14 protein-coding genes are annotated in these 16,093 nt (G+C 69.9%); 1 reads left to right on the forward strand and 13 read right to left on the reverse strand.

All coding sequences use genetic code 11. The features are described from left to right. Positions 1-5: 5 nt before the first annotated feature. The 12 genes from ACTWLI_RS13800 to ACTWLI_RS13855 all read right to left on the reverse strand — a co-directional run bounded on the left by ACTWLI_RS13800 (position 6) and on the right by ACTWLI_RS13855 (position 13,758). A complete protein-coding gene (locus ACTWLI_RS13800; RefSeq protein ID WP_445154356.1) occupies positions 6-2,021 on the reverse strand; it encodes a helix-turn-helix transcriptional regulator in 2,016 nt (671 codons plus the stop codon). Positions 2,022-2,319: 298 nt separating this feature from the next. Further along, positions 2,320-2,715: an FKBP-type peptidyl-prolyl cis-trans isomerase gene (locus tag ACTWLI_RS13805; protein ID WP_056739347.1), complete on the reverse strand. Its 396-nt coding sequence runs from the start codon at positions 2,713-2,715 to the stop codon at positions 2,320-2,322. 40 nt (positions 2,716-2,755) lie between these two features. After that, entirely contained in the window at positions 2,756-3,685 is a 930-nt protein-coding gene (locus ACTWLI_RS13810) for an FKBP-type peptidyl-prolyl cis-trans isomerase (protein ID WP_445154357.1), read from the reverse strand. 112 nt (positions 3,686-3,797) lie between these two features. After that, the gene (pafA, locus tag ACTWLI_RS13815; RefSeq protein ID WP_445154358.1) at positions 3,798-5,162 is read right to left on the reverse strand and encodes a Pup--protein ligase; all 1,365 of its coding nucleotides are present in this window, start codon (positions 5,160-5,162) and stop codon (positions 3,798-3,800) included. Between the two features lies 1 nt (position 5,163). Beyond that, a complete protein-coding gene (prcA, locus tag ACTWLI_RS13820; RefSeq protein WP_445154359.1) occupies positions 5,164-5,871 on the reverse strand; it encodes a proteasome subunit alpha in 708 nt (235 codons plus the stop codon). Between the two features lies 1 nt (position 5,872). After that, the gene (gene prcB, locus ACTWLI_RS13825; protein ID WP_445154360.1) at positions 5,873-6,709 is read right to left on the reverse strand and encodes a proteasome subunit beta; all 837 of its coding nucleotides are present in this window, start codon (positions 6,707-6,709) and stop codon (positions 5,873-5,875) included. Between the two features lie 63 nt (positions 6,710-6,772). Further along, positions 6,773-6,973, reverse strand: coding sequence for a ubiquitin-like protein Pup (locus ACTWLI_RS13830; protein WP_445154361.1), 201 nt, complete (start codon positions 6,971-6,973; stop codon positions 6,773-6,775). A 100-nt stretch (positions 6,974-7,073) separates the two neighbouring features. Beyond that, positions 7,074-8,684: a depupylase/deamidase Dop gene (dop, locus tag ACTWLI_RS13835; RefSeq protein WP_445156192.1), complete on the reverse strand. Its 1,611-nt coding sequence runs from the start codon at positions 8,682-8,684 to the stop codon at positions 7,074-7,076. A 47-nt stretch (positions 8,685-8,731) separates the two neighbouring features. Continuing rightward, positions 8,732-10,528: a proteasome ATPase gene (gene arc / locus ACTWLI_RS13840; protein ID WP_445156193.1), complete on the reverse strand. Its 1,797-nt coding sequence runs from the start codon at positions 10,526-10,528 to the stop codon at positions 8,732-8,734. A gap of 81 nt (positions 10,529-10,609) precedes the next feature. After that, a complete protein-coding gene (locus ACTWLI_RS13845; protein ID WP_445154362.1) occupies positions 10,610-11,710 on the reverse strand; it encodes a tRNA (adenine-N1)-methyltransferase in 1,101 nt (366 codons plus the stop codon). A 99-nt stretch (positions 11,711-11,809) separates the two neighbouring features. Further along, positions 11,810-12,976, reverse strand: coding sequence for a site-2 protease family protein (locus ACTWLI_RS13850; RefSeq protein ID WP_445156194.1), 1,167 nt, complete (start codon positions 12,974-12,976; stop codon positions 11,810-11,812). Positions 12,977-13,047: 71 nt separating this feature from the next. Then, a complete protein-coding gene (locus ACTWLI_RS13855; protein ID WP_056739365.1) occupies positions 13,048-13,758 on the reverse strand; it encodes an HAD family hydrolase in 711 nt (236 codons plus the stop codon). 134 nt (positions 13,759-13,892) lie between these two features. Here ACTWLI_RS13855 and ACTWLI_RS13860 point away from each other — a divergent pair, with 134 nt between their 5' ends. Then, complete coding sequence (locus ACTWLI_RS13860; protein ID WP_445154363.1) at positions 13,893-14,798, forward strand: PAC2 family protein; 906 nt, start codon at positions 13,893-13,895, stop codon at positions 14,796-14,798. A 9-nt stretch (positions 14,799-14,807) separates the two neighbouring features. Here ACTWLI_RS13860 and mshC read toward each other — a convergent pair whose 3' ends face one another. Continuing rightward, entirely contained in the window at positions 14,808-16,088 is a 1,281-nt protein-coding gene (gene mshC / locus ACTWLI_RS13865) for a cysteine--1-D-myo-inosityl 2-amino-2-deoxy-alpha-D-glucopyranoside ligase (protein WP_445154364.1), read from the reverse strand. Positions 16,089-16,093: the final 5 nt, after the last annotated feature.

The following is a 16,093-nucleotide window of genomic DNA, read 5'->3' on the forward strand; positions in this document are numbered from 1 at the left end:
GCTGTTCAGTCTAGCCGGGCGGCGGGGGCGGGTTCGTACCGGGCGAGGGCCGCTTCAAGCCAGGCCCTGGTTTCCTCCGCCAGGGCCCGGGGCTCCAGGACGCGGACGGATCCGCCGTGCTGTGCCACGAACATGGGCAGCCACGCCGCGCTGCCGAACCGGATTTCGGCCAGCAGGTTCCCGGACGGCAGGTCCGCGGTGCGCTCGGCGTAGTAGTCATCGGCCAGTCCGGCTCCCTGCCGGGTCAGCTCCACCACGACGACGGCGTCGTCGTCGGTGGGCGTGAACAGCTTCTCCGGGAACCCGCCCGCAGGCGCGGCCGCCTGACCGGCGGGAACCCCGGTGCGGCGCAGGCCCTGGATCCGGTCCAGCCGGAAATTCCGCAGGCCTTTGGCCAGGTGGCAGTAGGCCTCCAGGTACCAGGTGCTGTCCAGGGAATACAGCCGCAGTGGGTCAACGTCGCGTTCGGTCACGGCGTCGCGCTGCGGCGACAGGTACTCGAGGTGCAGCCGTTCGCCGGCGCTAATGGCCTCCCGGGCGGCGTCCAGGGTGGCGGAGTCTTTCGGTGCCACCTCCGGCCCGGAGACGGCGGCGGCCTTCAGGCCCTCCTCGCCGGCGGCAGCGGTGAGTTTCAGTGTCACCGATTCCAGGGCCCCGCCCTCGTCCAGGCCGGGCAGCCCGTTGAGCGCCTGCAGCCCCGTGAGCAGCGCACAGGCCTCGTCCACGGTGAACCGGACCGGGCGCTTCAGGTCCAGGTCCTCGAGGATGTAGACGTGGTCGTCGTCCCAGCGGATGTCCAGCAGGTCGTCCGGATAGCCCTCGGGCAGGCCGGAGCAGATCAGGATGCGCAGGTCGTCTTCGAGTTCCTTGCGGCTGATGCCGAACCGCGCGGCGATGTCGCTGATGTGCAGGCCCTGGTTGTGGACCAGGAAGGGCACCAGCTGCAGCATGCGTTTGAGCTGGTCCTCGGAGGTGCGTTTCCGCACCCGCTTGGCCGGCGCGTGCTCGGGGAAGTCGATCTCCGGCGCGGGAACGGCGGCGAAGGCGGCGGCGGCGGCCAGGCGCCGGTGCACCGCGGTGTGCAGCGCCGGCGGGGCGACGACGACGGCTTTGGCACCGTAGGAGGCCAGTTCCTCGGCGAGGGTTTCGGCATCGCGGTAGGGCACCGTGAGCCGGTCGAAGCCGGGGCGTGGCGGGACAGCGGCGGAGGCTTCGGCGTCGCCGGCCGGTGCGGCGTGCTTGCGCAGCCCGAGCAGGGCGCCCCGGGCGACGTCGACGACAGCGTGCTGCACCGGCAGTTCGGGCAGGGTGGCGAGCTGTTCGCGGACGTTGAAGGACGACGGCGGGGTGAAGCTGTCCTTCTCCAGCACCTCGACGGCGGAGGTGAACCGGGACAGCCGGAAGAACCGCCGGCCGCTGCGGGCACGGTCATAGCCGACGAGGTACCACTGCCCGAACCGGCTGCCCAGCCCCCACGGTTCGACCGTGCGTTCTTCTTCGATGCCGGTGCTGCCGGCCAGGTAGCTGAACCGCACGGGATGGCGGCCGTGGACTGCGGCGACGAGGTCTTCGAACGCCTGGCCTGCCGGGCGGATGCGGGGCTGGACACCGGGCGGCAGCTCGGCGTCGGCGAGGCCGCCGGCGGCCTGGAGCTTGCGGACGGCGTCGCGGGCGGCGGAGCCGAGGGCGGCCTGCTCCCAGAGCTGCGCCGCGAGCAACAGCACCGTGCATTCGGCCGGGGTGAGGACGACGTCGGGGAGGCGGTTGGATTCCTTGCCGATCCGGTACCGGGTGGTGGCAGGATCGTCGGAGCCCCAGCCCGGGTCGGTGACGGTTTCGACGTCGAAGCCGAAGTGCCGCAGCTCGACCTTGTCCCGCTCGAACCGCCGGCCGAAGGCGTCGTCCGAGCTGGTGGTGTCGTGGTAGACCTTTTCGCGCAACTCGCCGCGGCGCAGGCCGTATTTGGTGTTGAGCAGCGCGATCAGCAGGTTCAGGAGGCGTTCAGTACGTGAGGCGGACACTCCGCAAGGGTACTAAAGTCAGGGCGCCCGCAAACGCGAAAGCGCGGTAACAACCGGAAAGAGCCTTCCGATTGTTACCGCGCTTCCAAGCCATGCGGTGGGTATGGCCAACGCCGGCCGGTGGGTGGGCCCCCGCCGGCGAGGGTCCCGGCCCGAGCTTGCGAGGGCAGGGAGCGAGTGGGTGGGCCCCCGCCGGCGAGGGTCCCGGCCCGAGCTTGCGAGGGCAGGGAGCGAGTGGGTGGGCCCCCGCCGGCGAGGGTCCCGGCCCGAGCTTGCGAGGGCGGGGAGCCGGTGGGGACTAGCGGACGGCGACGAGGTCCACGACGAAAATCAGGGCCTCGTTCGGGCCGATCGCTCCGCCGGCGCCGCGGGAGCCGTAGGCCATCTCGGAGGGGATCTCGAGGCGGCGGCGGCCGCCGACCTTCATGCCCAGCAGGCCCTGGTCCCAGCCCTGGATGACCTGACCGACGCCGACCCGGAAGTCCAGCGGGGCGCCGCGGCCCCAGGATGCGTCGAACTCTTCGCCGGTGGACCAGGCCACGCCGACGTAGTGGGTGGAGACGGTGTCGCCGGCCTTGGCCTCGGGGCCGTCGCCCTCGATCAGGTCGGTGATGACGAGTTCGGTGGGGACGTCGCCTTCGGGGAAGTCGATTTCCGGCTTCTGGCGGTCGAGGTTGCGCTGTCCAAATGACATGGTTGCTCCTTCTTCGATGGCTTGCGGTGAGTGGTGCTGGCTACTTGACGCCGAGGATGTCGACGACGAAGACGAGGTCGCCCTTGGCGTCACCCTGGCCCTGGTCGCCGTAGGCGAGGTCCTTCGGGATGACCAGGAGCACGCGGGAACCGACGGTCTTGCCGGCGAGGCCCTGCGTCCAGCCCTTGATCACGCCGGTGAGCGGGAACGAGGCCTTCTTGCCGCTGGCGAAGCTCGAGTCGAAGACCTTGCCGCTGGCCAGGGCGACGCCGACGTAGTTGACGGTGAGCGTGTCGCTGGCCTTGACGGCCTGGCCCTTGCCCTTGATCAGGTCCTGGGAAATGAGGGCCTTGGGCGCGGCGACGCCCTTGACGGAGATCTCCGGAACGCCCTTGTCGTTTTCCTTCACGGTGGGCAGGCCGGCCGGCGGCGTCACGGCGTCGCCTTCGGGCTTGTCCAGGACCTTGGGGGCGTCCTTGGCCGCGAGGATCTTGATGACCAGCAGCTGGGTGGGCTGCGCCGGAGCTCCCTGCGCGGCCTGGCCGGGAACGGCGAGGGCCAGCTGGGAGCCGACCTTGGCGCCAACGAAGGCGTTGTAGATGACGGCGCTGCCGGTCTTGAGCTCGTCGTTCAGCTCAAGCTTCTCGGGATCCTTGGGGAAGGTGTCCTCGAGGGTGGAGCCGTCCTTGCCGTTGAAGGCGACGATCGAGATGTCCGCTACCTGGTTGGCCTTGACCCGGTCGCCGTCGCCCTCGGTGACGACCTTGACCGTGGGGTCTTTGACCTCAAGCGGCTTGGTGAATTCGACGCCCGGGGCCTTCTTGTCGCCCTTGTCGGTCAGTTTCAGTGAGTCCAGCTTCGCTGTCTCGCCGGCGGACTGGCTGGTGGGCTCCGGAGCGGCGGGCTCGCCGCCACCACAGGCGGTGAGCAGCAGCAGTCCGGGCAGGAGAATTGCTAATAGTCGGCGCACGTAAGAACTTTCGTCGGGGCAGGATGGACGCTGTGCCGGGCTGTCGCCGGCGGCAGAGCATGCGGTGGCCGTGGAAAGGCACCTCACCCAGAATATCGCGGAAAGCTGGGTATCAGCCCATAGAGTCCAGCAGGGCGTCCACCCGCTCGTCCACGCTGCGGAACGGGTCCTTGCACAAAATGGTCTGGTGGGCCCGGTCATTGAGCTTAAGATGGACCCAGTCCACGGTGTAGTCCCGGCCCAGTTCCTGCGCCCGCCGGACGAAGTCGCCGCGCAGCTTCGCGCGGGTGGTCTGCGGTGGCGCGTCGACGGCGTCCTTGACCGCGGTTTCGTCGACCACCCGGCGGGCCGCGCCGCGGGCCTGGAGCAGGTAGAACAGGCCGCGGCTGCGGGAAATGTCGTGGTACGTGAGGTCCAGCTGGGCGATCCGGGGCGAGTCGAGCTCCAGTCCGTGCCGCTCCCGGTAGCTGTCCATCAGCTTCTTCTTGATCGCCCAGTCCACCTCGGTGTCGATTGCGGCCGTGTTGCCGCTTTCGATCGCGTCGAGGGTGCGCTCCCAGAGGTCGAGGATGAGCGGAACGTGGGCGTTGTGCGGACCTCGGTCGGCCACGAACTCGGTCACCTTGTTCAGGTACTCGCGCTGGATCTCCAGGGCGGTGAGCTGGCGGCCGTTCGCCAGGCGGACCAGCGCCCGGCCGCTGAGGTCGTGCGAGATTTCCCGGATGCTGCGGATCGGGTTCTCCATCCGCATGTCGCGCATGATCACCCCTGCCTCGATCATCCGCAGGATCAGGTCCACGGTGCCGATCTTGAGCAGGGCGGTGGTCTCGGACATGTTCGAGTCGCCGACGATCACGTGCAGCCGCCGGTAGAACTCGGCGTCGGCGTGCGGTTCGTCCCTGGTGTTGATGATCGGCCGGGACCGGGTGGTGGCCGAGGACACGCCTTCCCAGATGTGGTCGGCGCGCTGGGAGAAGGCGTAGGTGGCGCCGTGCGGGGTCTTCAGGATCTTGCCGGCGCCGGCAATCAGCTGCCGGGTGACGAGGAACGGAATCAGGATCTCCGCCAGCCGGGAGAACTCGCCCCGCCTGGGGATGAGGTAGTTCTCGTGGCTTCCGTAGGAGTTGCCGGCGGAGTCGGTGTTGTTCTTGAAGAGGTAGACCGTGCCGTTGAATCCCTCGGCGGCGAGCCGTTCCTGGGCTTCGTCCACGAGGTCGTCAAGGATCAGTTCGCCGGCCCGATCGTGGGCGATCAGCTGGGCCAGGTCGTCGCATTCGGCGGTGGCGTATTCCGGGTGCGATCCGACGTCGAGGTACAGCCGGGAGCCGTTGGTGAGGAAGACGTTGGAGGACCGGCCCCAGCTGACAACTTTGCGGAACAGGTAGCGGGCCACCTCCTCCGGTGCCAGCGGGCGGGATTCCGGGCTGGAATACGAGATTCCAAACTCGGTTTCAATGCCGAAAATGCGCTTGTCCATCCTAGTTCTCCTCACCCAGCAGTGCCGTGACGTCGGCGTCGTCGAGGCGGCGGAACGCGCGGCGGGTGCCGCGGCTGGTTTCCGAGCCGCGGTCCAGCACGGCGACCTCCACGGCCGAAACCGGTAGCTGCGCGTCTTCCTTGTCGGCCACGAGACCGGCCAGGGCCAGCCTGATCGCCCCGGCGAAGTCCAGTTCGCTGCGCCAGCCGGCTGCGACGGCCTCGGAGACCTTCTCCGCCTGCCCGCCCATTACGATGAAACCCTGTTCGTCGGCAATCGAGCCGTCGAAGGTCAGTCGGTACAGGTGGTCCGCCTCCTGGCGCTCCCCCACCTCGGTGACGGCCAGCTCCACCTCGAAGGGCTTCTGCTCGGCGGTGAACACCGCGCCGAGGCTCTGCGCGTAGACGCTCGCCAGGCCGCGGGCCGTGACGTCCCCGCGGTCGTAGGAATAGCCGCGGACGTCGGCGTACCGGACCCCGGCCTGGCGCAGGCTCTCGAATTCGTTGTATTTGCCGACGGCGGCGAAGGCGATCTTGTCGTAGATTTCGCCGATCTTATGCAGGGACGGTGAGGGGTTCTCCGCGACCAGGGCGATGCCGTCCCGGCAGCTGATCACCACGACGGAGCGGCCTCTGGCGATGCCTTTCCGGGCGAAGTCCGCCCGGTCCTTCATCAACTGTTCCGGGGAGACATAGAACTGCTGGGTCATCTCAGGCCTCCCGCTGGGCTGCGGCGCGGGACTCGATGACGGTGCCGGCGGCGGCCGCGAGGACCGGTTCGGCCACCCGGAAGGCGCCGGTGCGGCTGACCGTATACACGACCGGCCAGAGTTGCCGGACCGGATCGGGTCCCCCGGTGGCGGAGTCGTCGTCGGCCGCATCGTAGAGGGCCTCCACCGCCACCTGGACGGCTTCGGTTTCGGAGAGGTTGGGGCGCCAGAGCTTCTTCAGCGCACCGCGGGCGAACATTGAGCCGGATCCGACCGCGTGGTGTTCCTGTTCCTCGTAGCGCCCGCCGGTGACGTCGTAGGAGAAGAGCCGCCCGACGCCGGCAGCGCGGTCGAACCCGGCGAACAGCGGGACGACAGCGAGGCCCTGCATGGCCATCGGGAGGTTGCTCCGGATCATGGCGCCGAGCCGGTTCGCCTTGCCGTCGAGGCTCAGCTGGGTGCCCTCGATCTTCTCGTAGTGTTCCAGCTCGACCTGGAACAGGCGGGTGATGTCCAGGGCGATGCCGGCCGTACCCGCGATGCCCAGGACGGAGTACTGGTCTGCGGGAAACACCTTTTCGATGTGGCGGCTGGCGATCACGTTGCCCATGGTCGCCCGCCGGTCCCCCGCCATCAGCACTCCCCCGGCATAGGTCATGGCCACGATCGTGGTGGCGTGCGGAGCCTGTAGCGGGCCGGCGCCGGGCGCCGCGGGAGCGCCGGGCGCGGCGGCCGGGAGGGCGTTGTAGGGTAGCAGTTCGGGCCGGGAGCGCCGCAGGTGCTCGGTGAAGGAGGACGTGGCGTCCGCTGCTAGCTGGTTGGCTGACGATTCCTGCACTGGTGCACTCCCTCAACGTAGTGGATCAATGGCTTCCGGCCCACAGCCCTGTGTTCTCCGGGCTTACTGGCCGCCCTTTTGGACGAAGGCGCGGACAAACTCCTCGGCGTTGGATTCCAGGACGCCGTCGATTTCGTCCAGCAGGTCGTCCACGCCCTGGGTCGCGGCCGAGGCCTGGGCCTCCGGCGCCGCCGGCGGGGCGGGAAGGTCCTCCGCCACCTCGGTGTCCCGGGACTGCGGCTGCTGCTGCTCCTGGCCTGCCATCGTGCTCTCCTTCTTTCATCCCACCGTCCGTCCCATCCTGCACAGGACGGCCTTTAAAGCCATATTGCCACGCTTGGACGCCCAACGGGGGCGTTTGAACCTACGAGCCGGGGCTTCGGCCCAGGAGCTCGGCCAGGAACGGCCCGGCCTCGCGGTGCCGGGCGAACAGGCCGCCCGTGAGGGCTTCCGTGCCGCGCAGCGGTTCGCGGGTCGGCACCCGCTGCAGCTTCCCGTGGCCGGGAAGATCGAAGATCACCGAATCCCAGCTGGCGCCGACCAGGTCGGCGCCGAACCGGCTGACGCAGCGGCCCCGGAAGAACGCCCGGGTGTCCGACGGCGGCTCCGTCACCGCGCGCCCGATCGCGGCGTCATCGGTGATCCGCTGCATGCGGCCGCGGGCCAGCAGGCGGTGGTAGAGGCCCTTCTCGGGGCGGATGTCGGCCCACTGCAGGTCCACCAGTCCCAGCCGGGCGTCGGACCACTGCAGTCCGTCGCGCTGCCGGTACCCCTCCAGGAGGGACAGTTTCGCCAGCCATTCGACGGACGACGCGGCGGCCGGGCGGTCGCTGTCGAGGGCGGTCAGCGTCGCCGACCAGCGCTCGAGCACCTCGTGGGTGTGCCCGTCACCGTCGACGGCATCCGCAACCCCGGTGTCCTGGGCGAGCTTGGCGGCGGCCTCGTAATACATCCACTGCAGGTCCAGGGCCGTGACGCGGCGGCCGTCGGCCAGGCGCAGGGTGGCGGTCAGGGACGTGTCGTGGCTGACCGCCTGCAGGGCCGCGACCGGTTCGTGGAGTTCCACCCGCGGAGCCAGGCCGGCCTCGATGAGGCTCAGCACCATGGCGGTGGTCCCGAACTTGAGGAAGTTCGCGGTCTCGCTGAGGTTGGCGTCGCCGATGATCACGTGCAGCCGCCGGTACTTGTCAGCGGTGGCGTGGGGCTCGTCCCGGGTGTTGATGATCGGGCGCCGGATGGTGGTTTCGAGGCCGACTTCGGTTTCGAAAAAGTCCGCGCGCTGGCTTAGTTGGTAGCCGGGCCGGGAGTTGTCCTGGCCCAGTCCGACGCGACCGGCGCCGCACATGACCTGGCGGGTGACGAAGAACGGGGTGAGGCCGCGGACGATCTCACCGAACGGAACCGACCGGGGCATCAGGTAGTTCTCGTGCGAACCGTAGGAGACGGACTTGTTGTCGGTGTTGTTCTTGTAGAGGTTGATCGGCGGCAGCTCCGGATCCGCCGCGAGCCGCCGGACCGCGGCCAGCGCCACGAGGTCCCCGGCGGCGTCCCAGGTCACGGCGTCGCGCGGATTCGTGACCTCTGGGCTGGAGTACTCCGGGTGGGCGTGGTCCACGTAGAGCCGGGCGCCGTTGCCGAGGACCATGTTCATCAGCAGCGACCCGGATTCGTCCTCGCCGTCGTGGTCGAGTTCCGCCCGCCCGTAGGCGAGGGCGACCGCCTCGGCGTCGAGGACCGGCGGCCGGTCGGTGAGTTGCTCCGGTTCGGCGGCGCTGCGTTCCAGGGTCCAGCCGCGGGCGTCGTGCAGCGGCTCCTCGTCGGTGTAGTCCCAGCGGGTTTCGGCGCCTCCGGCGGCACGCTGCCGGGTGAGCTGGGCGTACGCCTGGATCACCCGGGCGGACATCATCGTGGCGTTGGCGCCGGGGGCCGAGGGGGCGTGGATGCCGTATTCGGTTTCGGAGCCCATGACGCGCATGGCGCCCCCGGCGGGCAGGCCGCCGGGGCCGGTCGCGGCGCCGCCGGTCACAGGTACTGGCCCGTGCTCGGCATCGTCTCGATGGACTTCCCGGGCTCCTGGCCGGCCTTGCCTTGGACGATGGTGCGGATGTAGGTGATGCGTTCGCCCTTCTTGCCCGAGATGCGTGCCCAGTCGTCCGGGTTGGTGGTGTTGGGCATGTCCTCGTGCTCGCGGAACTCGTCGACGACGGCGCGGAGCAGGTGGTCGATGCGCAGGCCCTTCTGCCCGGTGGTCAGCAGGTCCTTGATGGCGGACTTCTTGGCCCGGTCCACGACGTTCTGCACCACGGCGCCGGAGTTGAAGTCCTTGAAGTACAGCATCTCGGTGTCGCCGTTGGCGTAGGTGACCTCGAGGTACTCGTTGGACTTTTCGGTGGAGTACATGGACTCCACGGTGCGCTGGATCATGGCGTCCACGGTGGCCTGGACGTCGCCGTTGTGTTCGGCGAGGTCCTGTTCGTGGAACGGCAGGTCCGTGGTGATGTACTTGTTGAAGATGTCGGCCGCGGCCTCGGCGTCCGGGCGCTGGATCTTGACCTTGACGTCGAGCCGGCCCGGCCGCAGGATGGCCGGGTCGATCATGTCCTCGCGGTTGGACGCGCCGATCACGATCACGTTGTCGAGCCGTTCGACGCCGTCGATCTCGCTGAGCAGCTGCGGCACGATGGTCGTCTCGACGTCCGAGGAGATGCCCGTGCCGCGGGTGCGGAAGAGCGAGTCCATTTCGTCGAAGAACACGACCACGGGGCTGCCCTCGGAGGCCTTCTCGCGGGCCCGGGCGAAGATCAGCCGGATATGCCGTTCGGTTTCGCCGACGTACTTGTCCAGCAGCTCCGGTCCCTTGATGTTCAGGAAGTAGCTCTTCATGTCCGTCTTGCCGGCGCGTTCGGCGGCGCGGGCGGCGAGCGAGTTGGCGACGGCCTTGGCGATCAGGGTCTTGCCGCAGCCCGGGGGGCCGTACAGCAGGATGCCCTTGGGCGCCTTGAGGCCGTGTTCGCGGTAGAGGTCGGGGTGCAGGAACGGCAGTTCGACGGCGTCGCGGATCTGTTCGATCTGCGGTCCGAGGCCGCCGATGTCCTGGTAGGTGATGTCGGGGACTTCCTCGAGGACGAGGTTCTCCACCTCCGAGCGCGGGATCTTCTCCAGCGCGTACCCGGTGCGGCTGTCGATCGAGAGAGCGTCGCCGACCCGCAGCTTCTCCGCCAGCAGGGCACCGGAGAGCCGGATCACCCGCTCCTCATCCGCGCGGCCGACGACGAGCGCCCGGTCCCGGCCGAGCAGTTCCTTGAGCGTGACCAGATCCCCGGCCCGCTCGTAGCCCAGCCCGGCCACGATCAGCAGGGCCTCGTTGAGCAGGACTTCCTGCCCGACGGCGAGCTGGTTGAGGTTCACCAGCGGGCTGATGCCGACGCGCATCTTCCGGCCGGCGTTGAAGATGTCCACGGACTCTTCCGTCGCCGCCTGGCCGCTGCTGCCCGGCTCGGGCGGCCGTTTCGGGTTCAGCTGCAGGATGGTGCCGAAGCTGTACGGCGGCTGGCCCTCCTGGTCGAGGGCGTTCTTCAGCCGCAGGATCTCCGCCTTGGCGGTCTCCAGCATCCCGACCAGCTTCGAGTTGTTCTGCGTGGCCGCGGCGAGCTGCCGGTCGATGTTGCGCAGCTTGTCCCGCAGGATGTTGACCTGCCGTTCGGCAACCGAGAGCTCGCTTGCTGCGTAGCGTTCGGCGGCCGCGCCGGCCGTCTCCTGGCCGGCGTCAGCCGCCTCGTCCTCCGGCGTCCGGCCGTGGTCGTTGTTCGGAGTCTCCATCATGCACCAGCCCCTTCCGTACTTCTCTTAAGACCATAGCCCCAAGACGTCGGCTGCCGCTGAAGACTTCCGAAATACGGACTAGTTCGTGACCTCCGGGGTGTCCACGACGTTGGTGCCGGCGATCGCGTCGCGGGCCGCGCGCCGCAGCTTCTTGTCCGAGACGGCGCGTTCGCCGACGGCGCCGGGGGTCCAGGCGTTGACGTCATCGGCGTCGAACTCGGTCTTGGAGGGCCGCCGCTTGACGGAGATGCCCGTCACGCCGTCGGCCAGCCGGCGGGTGACCAGCAGGAAACCGGTGTGGGCGACCATCCGGTGGTCCGGGCGTACGGCGAGGCCCTCCAGGTGCCAGCCGCGCACCATGGATTCCCAGGCGTCGGGTTCGGTGAACCGGCCGTCGGCGCGGATGGCCTCGGCGGTGCGGGACAGCTGGGTCACCGTCGCGACGTAGTTGATCCACACCCCGCCCGGAGCCAGCACGGTGGCGACGGCGTCGAGGCATTCCCAGGGGGCGAGCATGTCCAGCACCACCCGGTCCACGGACCCGGGCGCCTCGGATTTGAGGACTTCCTCCTGGAAGTCGCCGAGGCTGATCTGCCAGGCCGGGTGCGGGCCGCCGAAGATCGTCTCGACGTTGCCGCGGGCGATGTCGGCGAACTCCTCGCGGCGTTCAAAGGAGTGAAGGTAGCCGTTGTCCCCGACCGCGCGCAGCAGCGAGATGGACAGGGCGCCGGAGCCGACGCCGGCCTCCACGACGCGGGCGCCCGGGAAGATGTCGGCCATGGTGACGATCTGGCCGGCGTCCTTGGGGTAGACGACGGCCGCGCCGCGGGGCATCGAGAGTACGAAGTCCGAGAGCAGCGGGCGCAGGGTCTGGTACTGCTGGCCGACGTTGTTGACCACCACGGAGCCGTCGGGCTTGCCGATGATCTCGTCGTGGTTCAGGAAGCCGCGGTGCGTGTGGAACGCCCCGCCGGCTTCGAGGCTGATGGTGTTCATCCGGCCGCGTTCATCCGTCAGTTGCACCCGCTCGCCCTCGCGGAACGGTCCGCGGCGGCGGTTGGCGCCGACCGGTGCGGGCATAGCTGCCGCCGGTGTGGGCCTGGCGGCGGCTGCCGCGGTGCCCTCCGCGGCTGGGCTGTTCCCGTCGGGGGTGGCGTTGGCGGCAGTGTCGCTGCTCATGGGATGTTCCTCGCTCCTGTGAAAGCCGGGGTCGCGGATGTGGCGGCTGGGGCCGGTCCGTGGTCTGGGGGCCGGAGAATTCACGACCGGCAGGTAACTCTACCGGGTCGGGCCCTGATCCCGGCCCTCGGCCCCGGAGCGGGCGCCCTCGTTACCGGGTCCCTGCTTGCCGGTGATGGCGTTCAGCACGGTCAGCTGGCGGAGCAGTCCGGTGACGGTTCCGGCGTCGTCGATGACGGCGTAGTCGGACCCCTCGAGCTGGGCCAGGTAGGCCAGCAGTTCCGCGCCGCGGTCGGTTTCCTTAACATAGGCGCCCGCGGCGAGCGGGTAGGCGACGGCGGTTGCCGGGGTGGCGGCGGCCAGCGCGGCGGGCACTTCCGCCGCTGCGGTCTCGTCGACGACCGCGGCGGGCCGGCCGTCCGGGCCGAAGAGCACGACGGCGGGGACGCCGCGCGGTGAATGCCGCAGCACGTCCAGCACGGTGGCGTCGCCGGGCAGGCCGACGGCTGGTTCCGCCAGGGCGGCGGCGTCGACCAGGTGGAGCCGGCTCCGGTAGCGGGCCTGCTGGATCGACGCCGTCGCCCCCATCCACAGGAAGCTGCCGACGAGCACGGTGATCAGCATCAGCGAGGTGTCCGGGCGGTTGCCGCTCAACAGCGGCAGCACGACGAACCAGACGGCGAGGGCGATCACGATGATCCGGCCCGCCCAGCCGGCCGCGATGGTGCCCTGCTCGTGGCTTCCGGTGGCCTTCCAGACCGCGGATTCGACCAGCCGGCCGCCGTCGAGCGGCAGGCCGGGGAGCACGTTGAAGATGCCGATCAGGAGGTTGGCCCAGACGAAGATGTTGGCCAGGGGGTCCGCGAGGCCGGGAAGCGGGCCGGGGGCAACGAGGAGCCACCCGGCTCCGGCCAGGACCAAATTCGCGGCCGGGCCGGCCATGGCCACCAGGACGGACTTCCCGGGCGAGGCGGTGAAGTTCTCGAACTGGGTGTGGCCGCCCCAGAGGTTCAGGACAATCTTGCTGGTGGGCCAGTGGTAGAGCCGGGCAGTGAGCGCGTGGGCCAGTTCGTGGACCAGCACCGAGATCAGCAACAGCAGGGCGTAGGCGAACGCGGCAAGGTAGGCGGTGGCGCCGGCCCCGGGGTAGTTATTGGCCAGGACGGGGCCGTAAGCGATCACGGTGAAGGCCGCGATGACGAACCACGAGTAGGCCAAAATCACCGGGATTCCGGCGATCCTGCCCAGCGGGATGCCGCCGCGCAGGGAGAACGGCCGTTCCCCATCCGGGGTGTCCCGCGCCTCCGGCGGCCCTGGCCGCCGCGCCGACGGCTCGGTCACAGGCCGGCCCCGGTGAACTCGTGGCGGAGGGCCAGCAGCCCCTCCAGGTCGGCGACGGTCCGCCCGGCCAGGGTGTCCCAGGTGGCGCGGCGCGGGTCGTGCGGCAGGGGCACGATGTGCGGGATGGCCACGGTGAGGACGCCGGACGCCACGGCGGCGGCGACGCCGGGGGCGGAGTCCTCCAGCGCGACGCAGTGCCGGTGGTCCAGTTCCGGGTCGTGCTGCTGGAGGAGTTCGACGGCCTTCAGGTAGGCCTCCGGGTGTGGCTTGCCCTGCGCCACCGTGTCGCCGGTGACCAGGAATTCAAAGTAGGGCTTGGGCAGGCTGGCGACGATCTCGCGGGCCAGCGGCGCCTCTGACATGGTCACGAGGGCGCAGCGCACGCCCGCGGTGTGCAGTTCGTCCAGCAGCTCCCGCGCGCCGGGCCGCCACGGCACCGATTCCCGGACCTGGTGCACCACGTGCCCGGTCAGCGTGTCGATGATCTCCCGGACCTCGAGGTCGACGCCGGCCTCCTGCAGGATGCCGGCGGAGAACACGAGCGACTGGCCGACCAGCTGCATGGCTTTCTCGTGCGACCAGCGTCCGCCGTGGGCGGAGACCAGGGCGTGTTCGGCCTCAATCCAGTACTGCTCCGTATCGACGATGGTGCCGTCCATGTCCCATAGTGCGGCTTTGAGCAGGGGCTGGGAGGCTGGCGATCGCATGCCCCAAGTCTACGGTGCCGGACCCTGCCGTACCGGGCGGGAGCCGTTGCCGCGGCTACGCCGAGGGCGAAGCCGGGGAACTCCCCTCCCCCGGCTTCCTGCGCGGCCCGGCCGGTTCGACGTAGGGTGAACCCATGAACAGCTTCGAGCCAGAGATCACGGAAGAGGACGCCGCGCCCGAGCCGGAGCGGCTGCTGCAGCCCGTCCCGGAGGGCCGCCGCGTCACGGTGATGCTGGCCGCCTTCGAGGGCTGGAACGACGCCGGGGAGGCCGCCAGCGACGCGCTGCGGTACCTGAACAAGCTCTGGGGCGGCAAGAAGGTCGGGACCATCGACGCCGATGAGTACTACGACTTCCAGTTCACCCGGCCGACCATCCGGCGGACGGCCTCCGGTGAGCGCAAGATCTCCTGGCCCTCCACCCGGATATTCAAGGCCAGCGTGCCGGAGACCAACGTGGACGTCATCTTCGTCCAGGGGACCGAACCCTCCTACAAGTGGCGGGCCTACACGGCGGAGCTGCTGGTCCACGCCGAGGCGCTGAAGGTCGACTACGTGATCCTGGTCGGTGCGCTGCTGGCGGACGTGCCGCACAGCCGTCCCATTCCGGTCAGCACCTCCACCGACGACGCGGCCCTGCGGGAGCGGATGGACCTGGAAGCCTCCCAGTATGAAGGGCCCGTCGGGATCGTGGGCGTCCTCGGCGAGGTCGCCCTGCTGGCCGGACTGCCGACCATTTCGCTCTGGGCCGCCGTGCCGCACTACGTCGCCCAGGCCCCGTCGCCGAAGGCGCAGCTGGCGCTGCTGAACCGGATCGAGGAACTCCTGCAGGTCCCCCTGGACACCCGGGACCTGGTGGAGGATGCGGACGCGTGGGAACGCGGCGTCGACGAGCTCGCCACCGAGGATCCGGAGATCGCGGCGTACGTCCGGCAGCTCGAGGAGGCGAAGGACACCGCCGACCTGCCCGAGGCCAGCGGCGAGTCCATCGCGCGCGAGTTTGAGCGCTACTTGAAGCGCCGCGGCAAAGACAAGCCCTAGGGGCGCAGCCTAGAGCTCGACGCCGAGCAGCGCGTCGACGGCGTCGCGCACCAGCGCGGCGTCCACGGGGGAACAGCCTTCCGGCGCTGCGGCGGCGGCTGCAGCCCAGGCGTCCACTGCGGCGAGGGCGCGCGGGGCGTCGAGGTCCTCGGCGAGGGCGTCACGCAGCTGCCCTACCAGCGGGCCCGCCGAGCCCTCGGGGGCGCGCTCGACGGCGGCACGCCAGGCGCGCAGCCGCTCCTTGGCCTGCTCGAAGCCTTCCGCCGTCCAGGACCAGTCGCTGCGGTAGTGGTGGGCCAGGATCGCCAGCCGGATTGCGGCCGGTTCCTCACCGGCGGCGCGGAGCCGGGACACGAGCACCAGGTTGCCCTTGGACTTGCTCATCTTCTCGCCGTCGAGGCCGACCATGCCGGCATGGGCGAAGTGCTTCGCCAGCGGCACCCCGGCCAGGGAGTAGGCGTGTCCGGCACCCATCTCGTGGTGCGGGAAGACGAGGTCCGAGCCGCCGCCCTGCACGGTGAACGGTGCCGGCAGGTATTTCTGCGCGATCACGGTGCACTCGATGTGCCAGCCGGGCCGCCCCTCCCCCAGGCTGGCGCCCGGCCAGCTGGGTTCACCCTCGCGGGCCACCCGCCACAGCAGCGGGTCCAGCGCCTGGCGCTTGCCGGCGCGGCCGGGGTCGCCGCCGCGCTCGGCGAAAAGTTCAAGCATTTCGGCGTCGGAGAGGTGCGAAACGGAGCCCAGGGTCCAGGCGTCGCGGGCCTCGGCGGAGTGCTTCCCGGCCGCTTCGACGTCGTAGTAGACGTCGCCGTCGGGCTCGCCGCCGGTGCCGGCGACCCGGTAGGCCAGGCCGCGCTCCAGCAGGGACTCGATGGCGGGAACGATCAGCGGGATGGCCTCGACGGCGCCGACATAGTTGTCCGGTGCCAGCACGTTCAGGGCTTCCATGTCGGTGCGGAACAGCTCGATCTGGCTGGCGGCGAGCTCGCGCCAGTCCACGCCGGTCGCCGTCGCCCGCTCCAAGAGCGGATCGTCGACGTCGGTGACGTTCTGGACGTAGGAGACCTGCTGGCCGCCGTCGCGCCACGCCCGGTTCAGCAGGTCGAAGGCGACGTAGCTGGCCGCGTGGCCCATGTGGGTCGCGTCGTAGGGGGTGATGCCGCAGACGTACAGGGACTGTTCCCCCGCCGCATCAAGGGTGACCGGGCCGCCCTCGGCGGTGTCGAACAGACGCAGCGCGGGCATGCTGCCCGGCAGCTGGGGAACGGGGCGGGAAGTCCAGGATTTCACACCCC

It is taken from the genome of Arthrobacter sp. Hor0625 (genome assembly GCF_052567525.1).

What these genes read in the sequence shown, in the direction of transcription:
- ACTWLI_RS13805 (WP_056739347.1), bottom strand. Translation starts at nt 2,715, where the DNA reads ATGTCATTTGGACAGCGCAACCTCGACCGCCAGAAGCCGGAAATCGAC.
- pafA (WP_445154358.1), bottom strand. Translation starts at nt 5,162, where the DNA reads ATGGACAAGCGCATTTTCGGCATTGAAACCGAGTTTGGAATCTCGTAT.
- prcA (WP_445154359.1), bottom strand. Translation starts at nt 5,871, where the DNA reads ATGACCCAGCAGTTCTATGTCTCCCCGGAACAGTTGATGAAGGACCGG.
- ACTWLI_RS13830 (WP_445154361.1), bottom strand. Translation starts at nt 6,973, where the DNA reads ATGGCAGGCCAGGAGCAGCAGCAGCCGCAGTCCCGGGACACCGAGGTG.
- dop (WP_445156192.1), bottom strand. Translation starts at nt 8,684, where the DNA reads ATGCGCGTCATGGGCTCCGAAACCGAATACGGCATCCACGCCCCCTCG.
- arc (WP_445156193.1), bottom strand. Translation starts at nt 10,528, where the DNA reads ATGGAGACTCCGAACAACGACCACGGCCGGACGCCGGAGGACGAGGCG.
- ACTWLI_RS13845 (WP_445154362.1), bottom strand. Translation starts at nt 11,710, where the DNA reads ATGAGCAGCGACACTGCCGCCAACGCCACCCCCGACGGGAACAGCCCA.
- ACTWLI_RS13855 (WP_056739365.1), bottom strand. Translation starts at nt 13,758, where the DNA reads ATGCGATCGCCAGCCTCCCAGCCCCTGCTCAAAGCCGCACTATGGGAC.
- ACTWLI_RS13860 (WP_445154363.1), top strand. Translation starts at nt 13,893, where the DNA reads ATGAACAGCTTCGAGCCAGAGATCACGGAAGAGGACGCCGCGCCCGAG.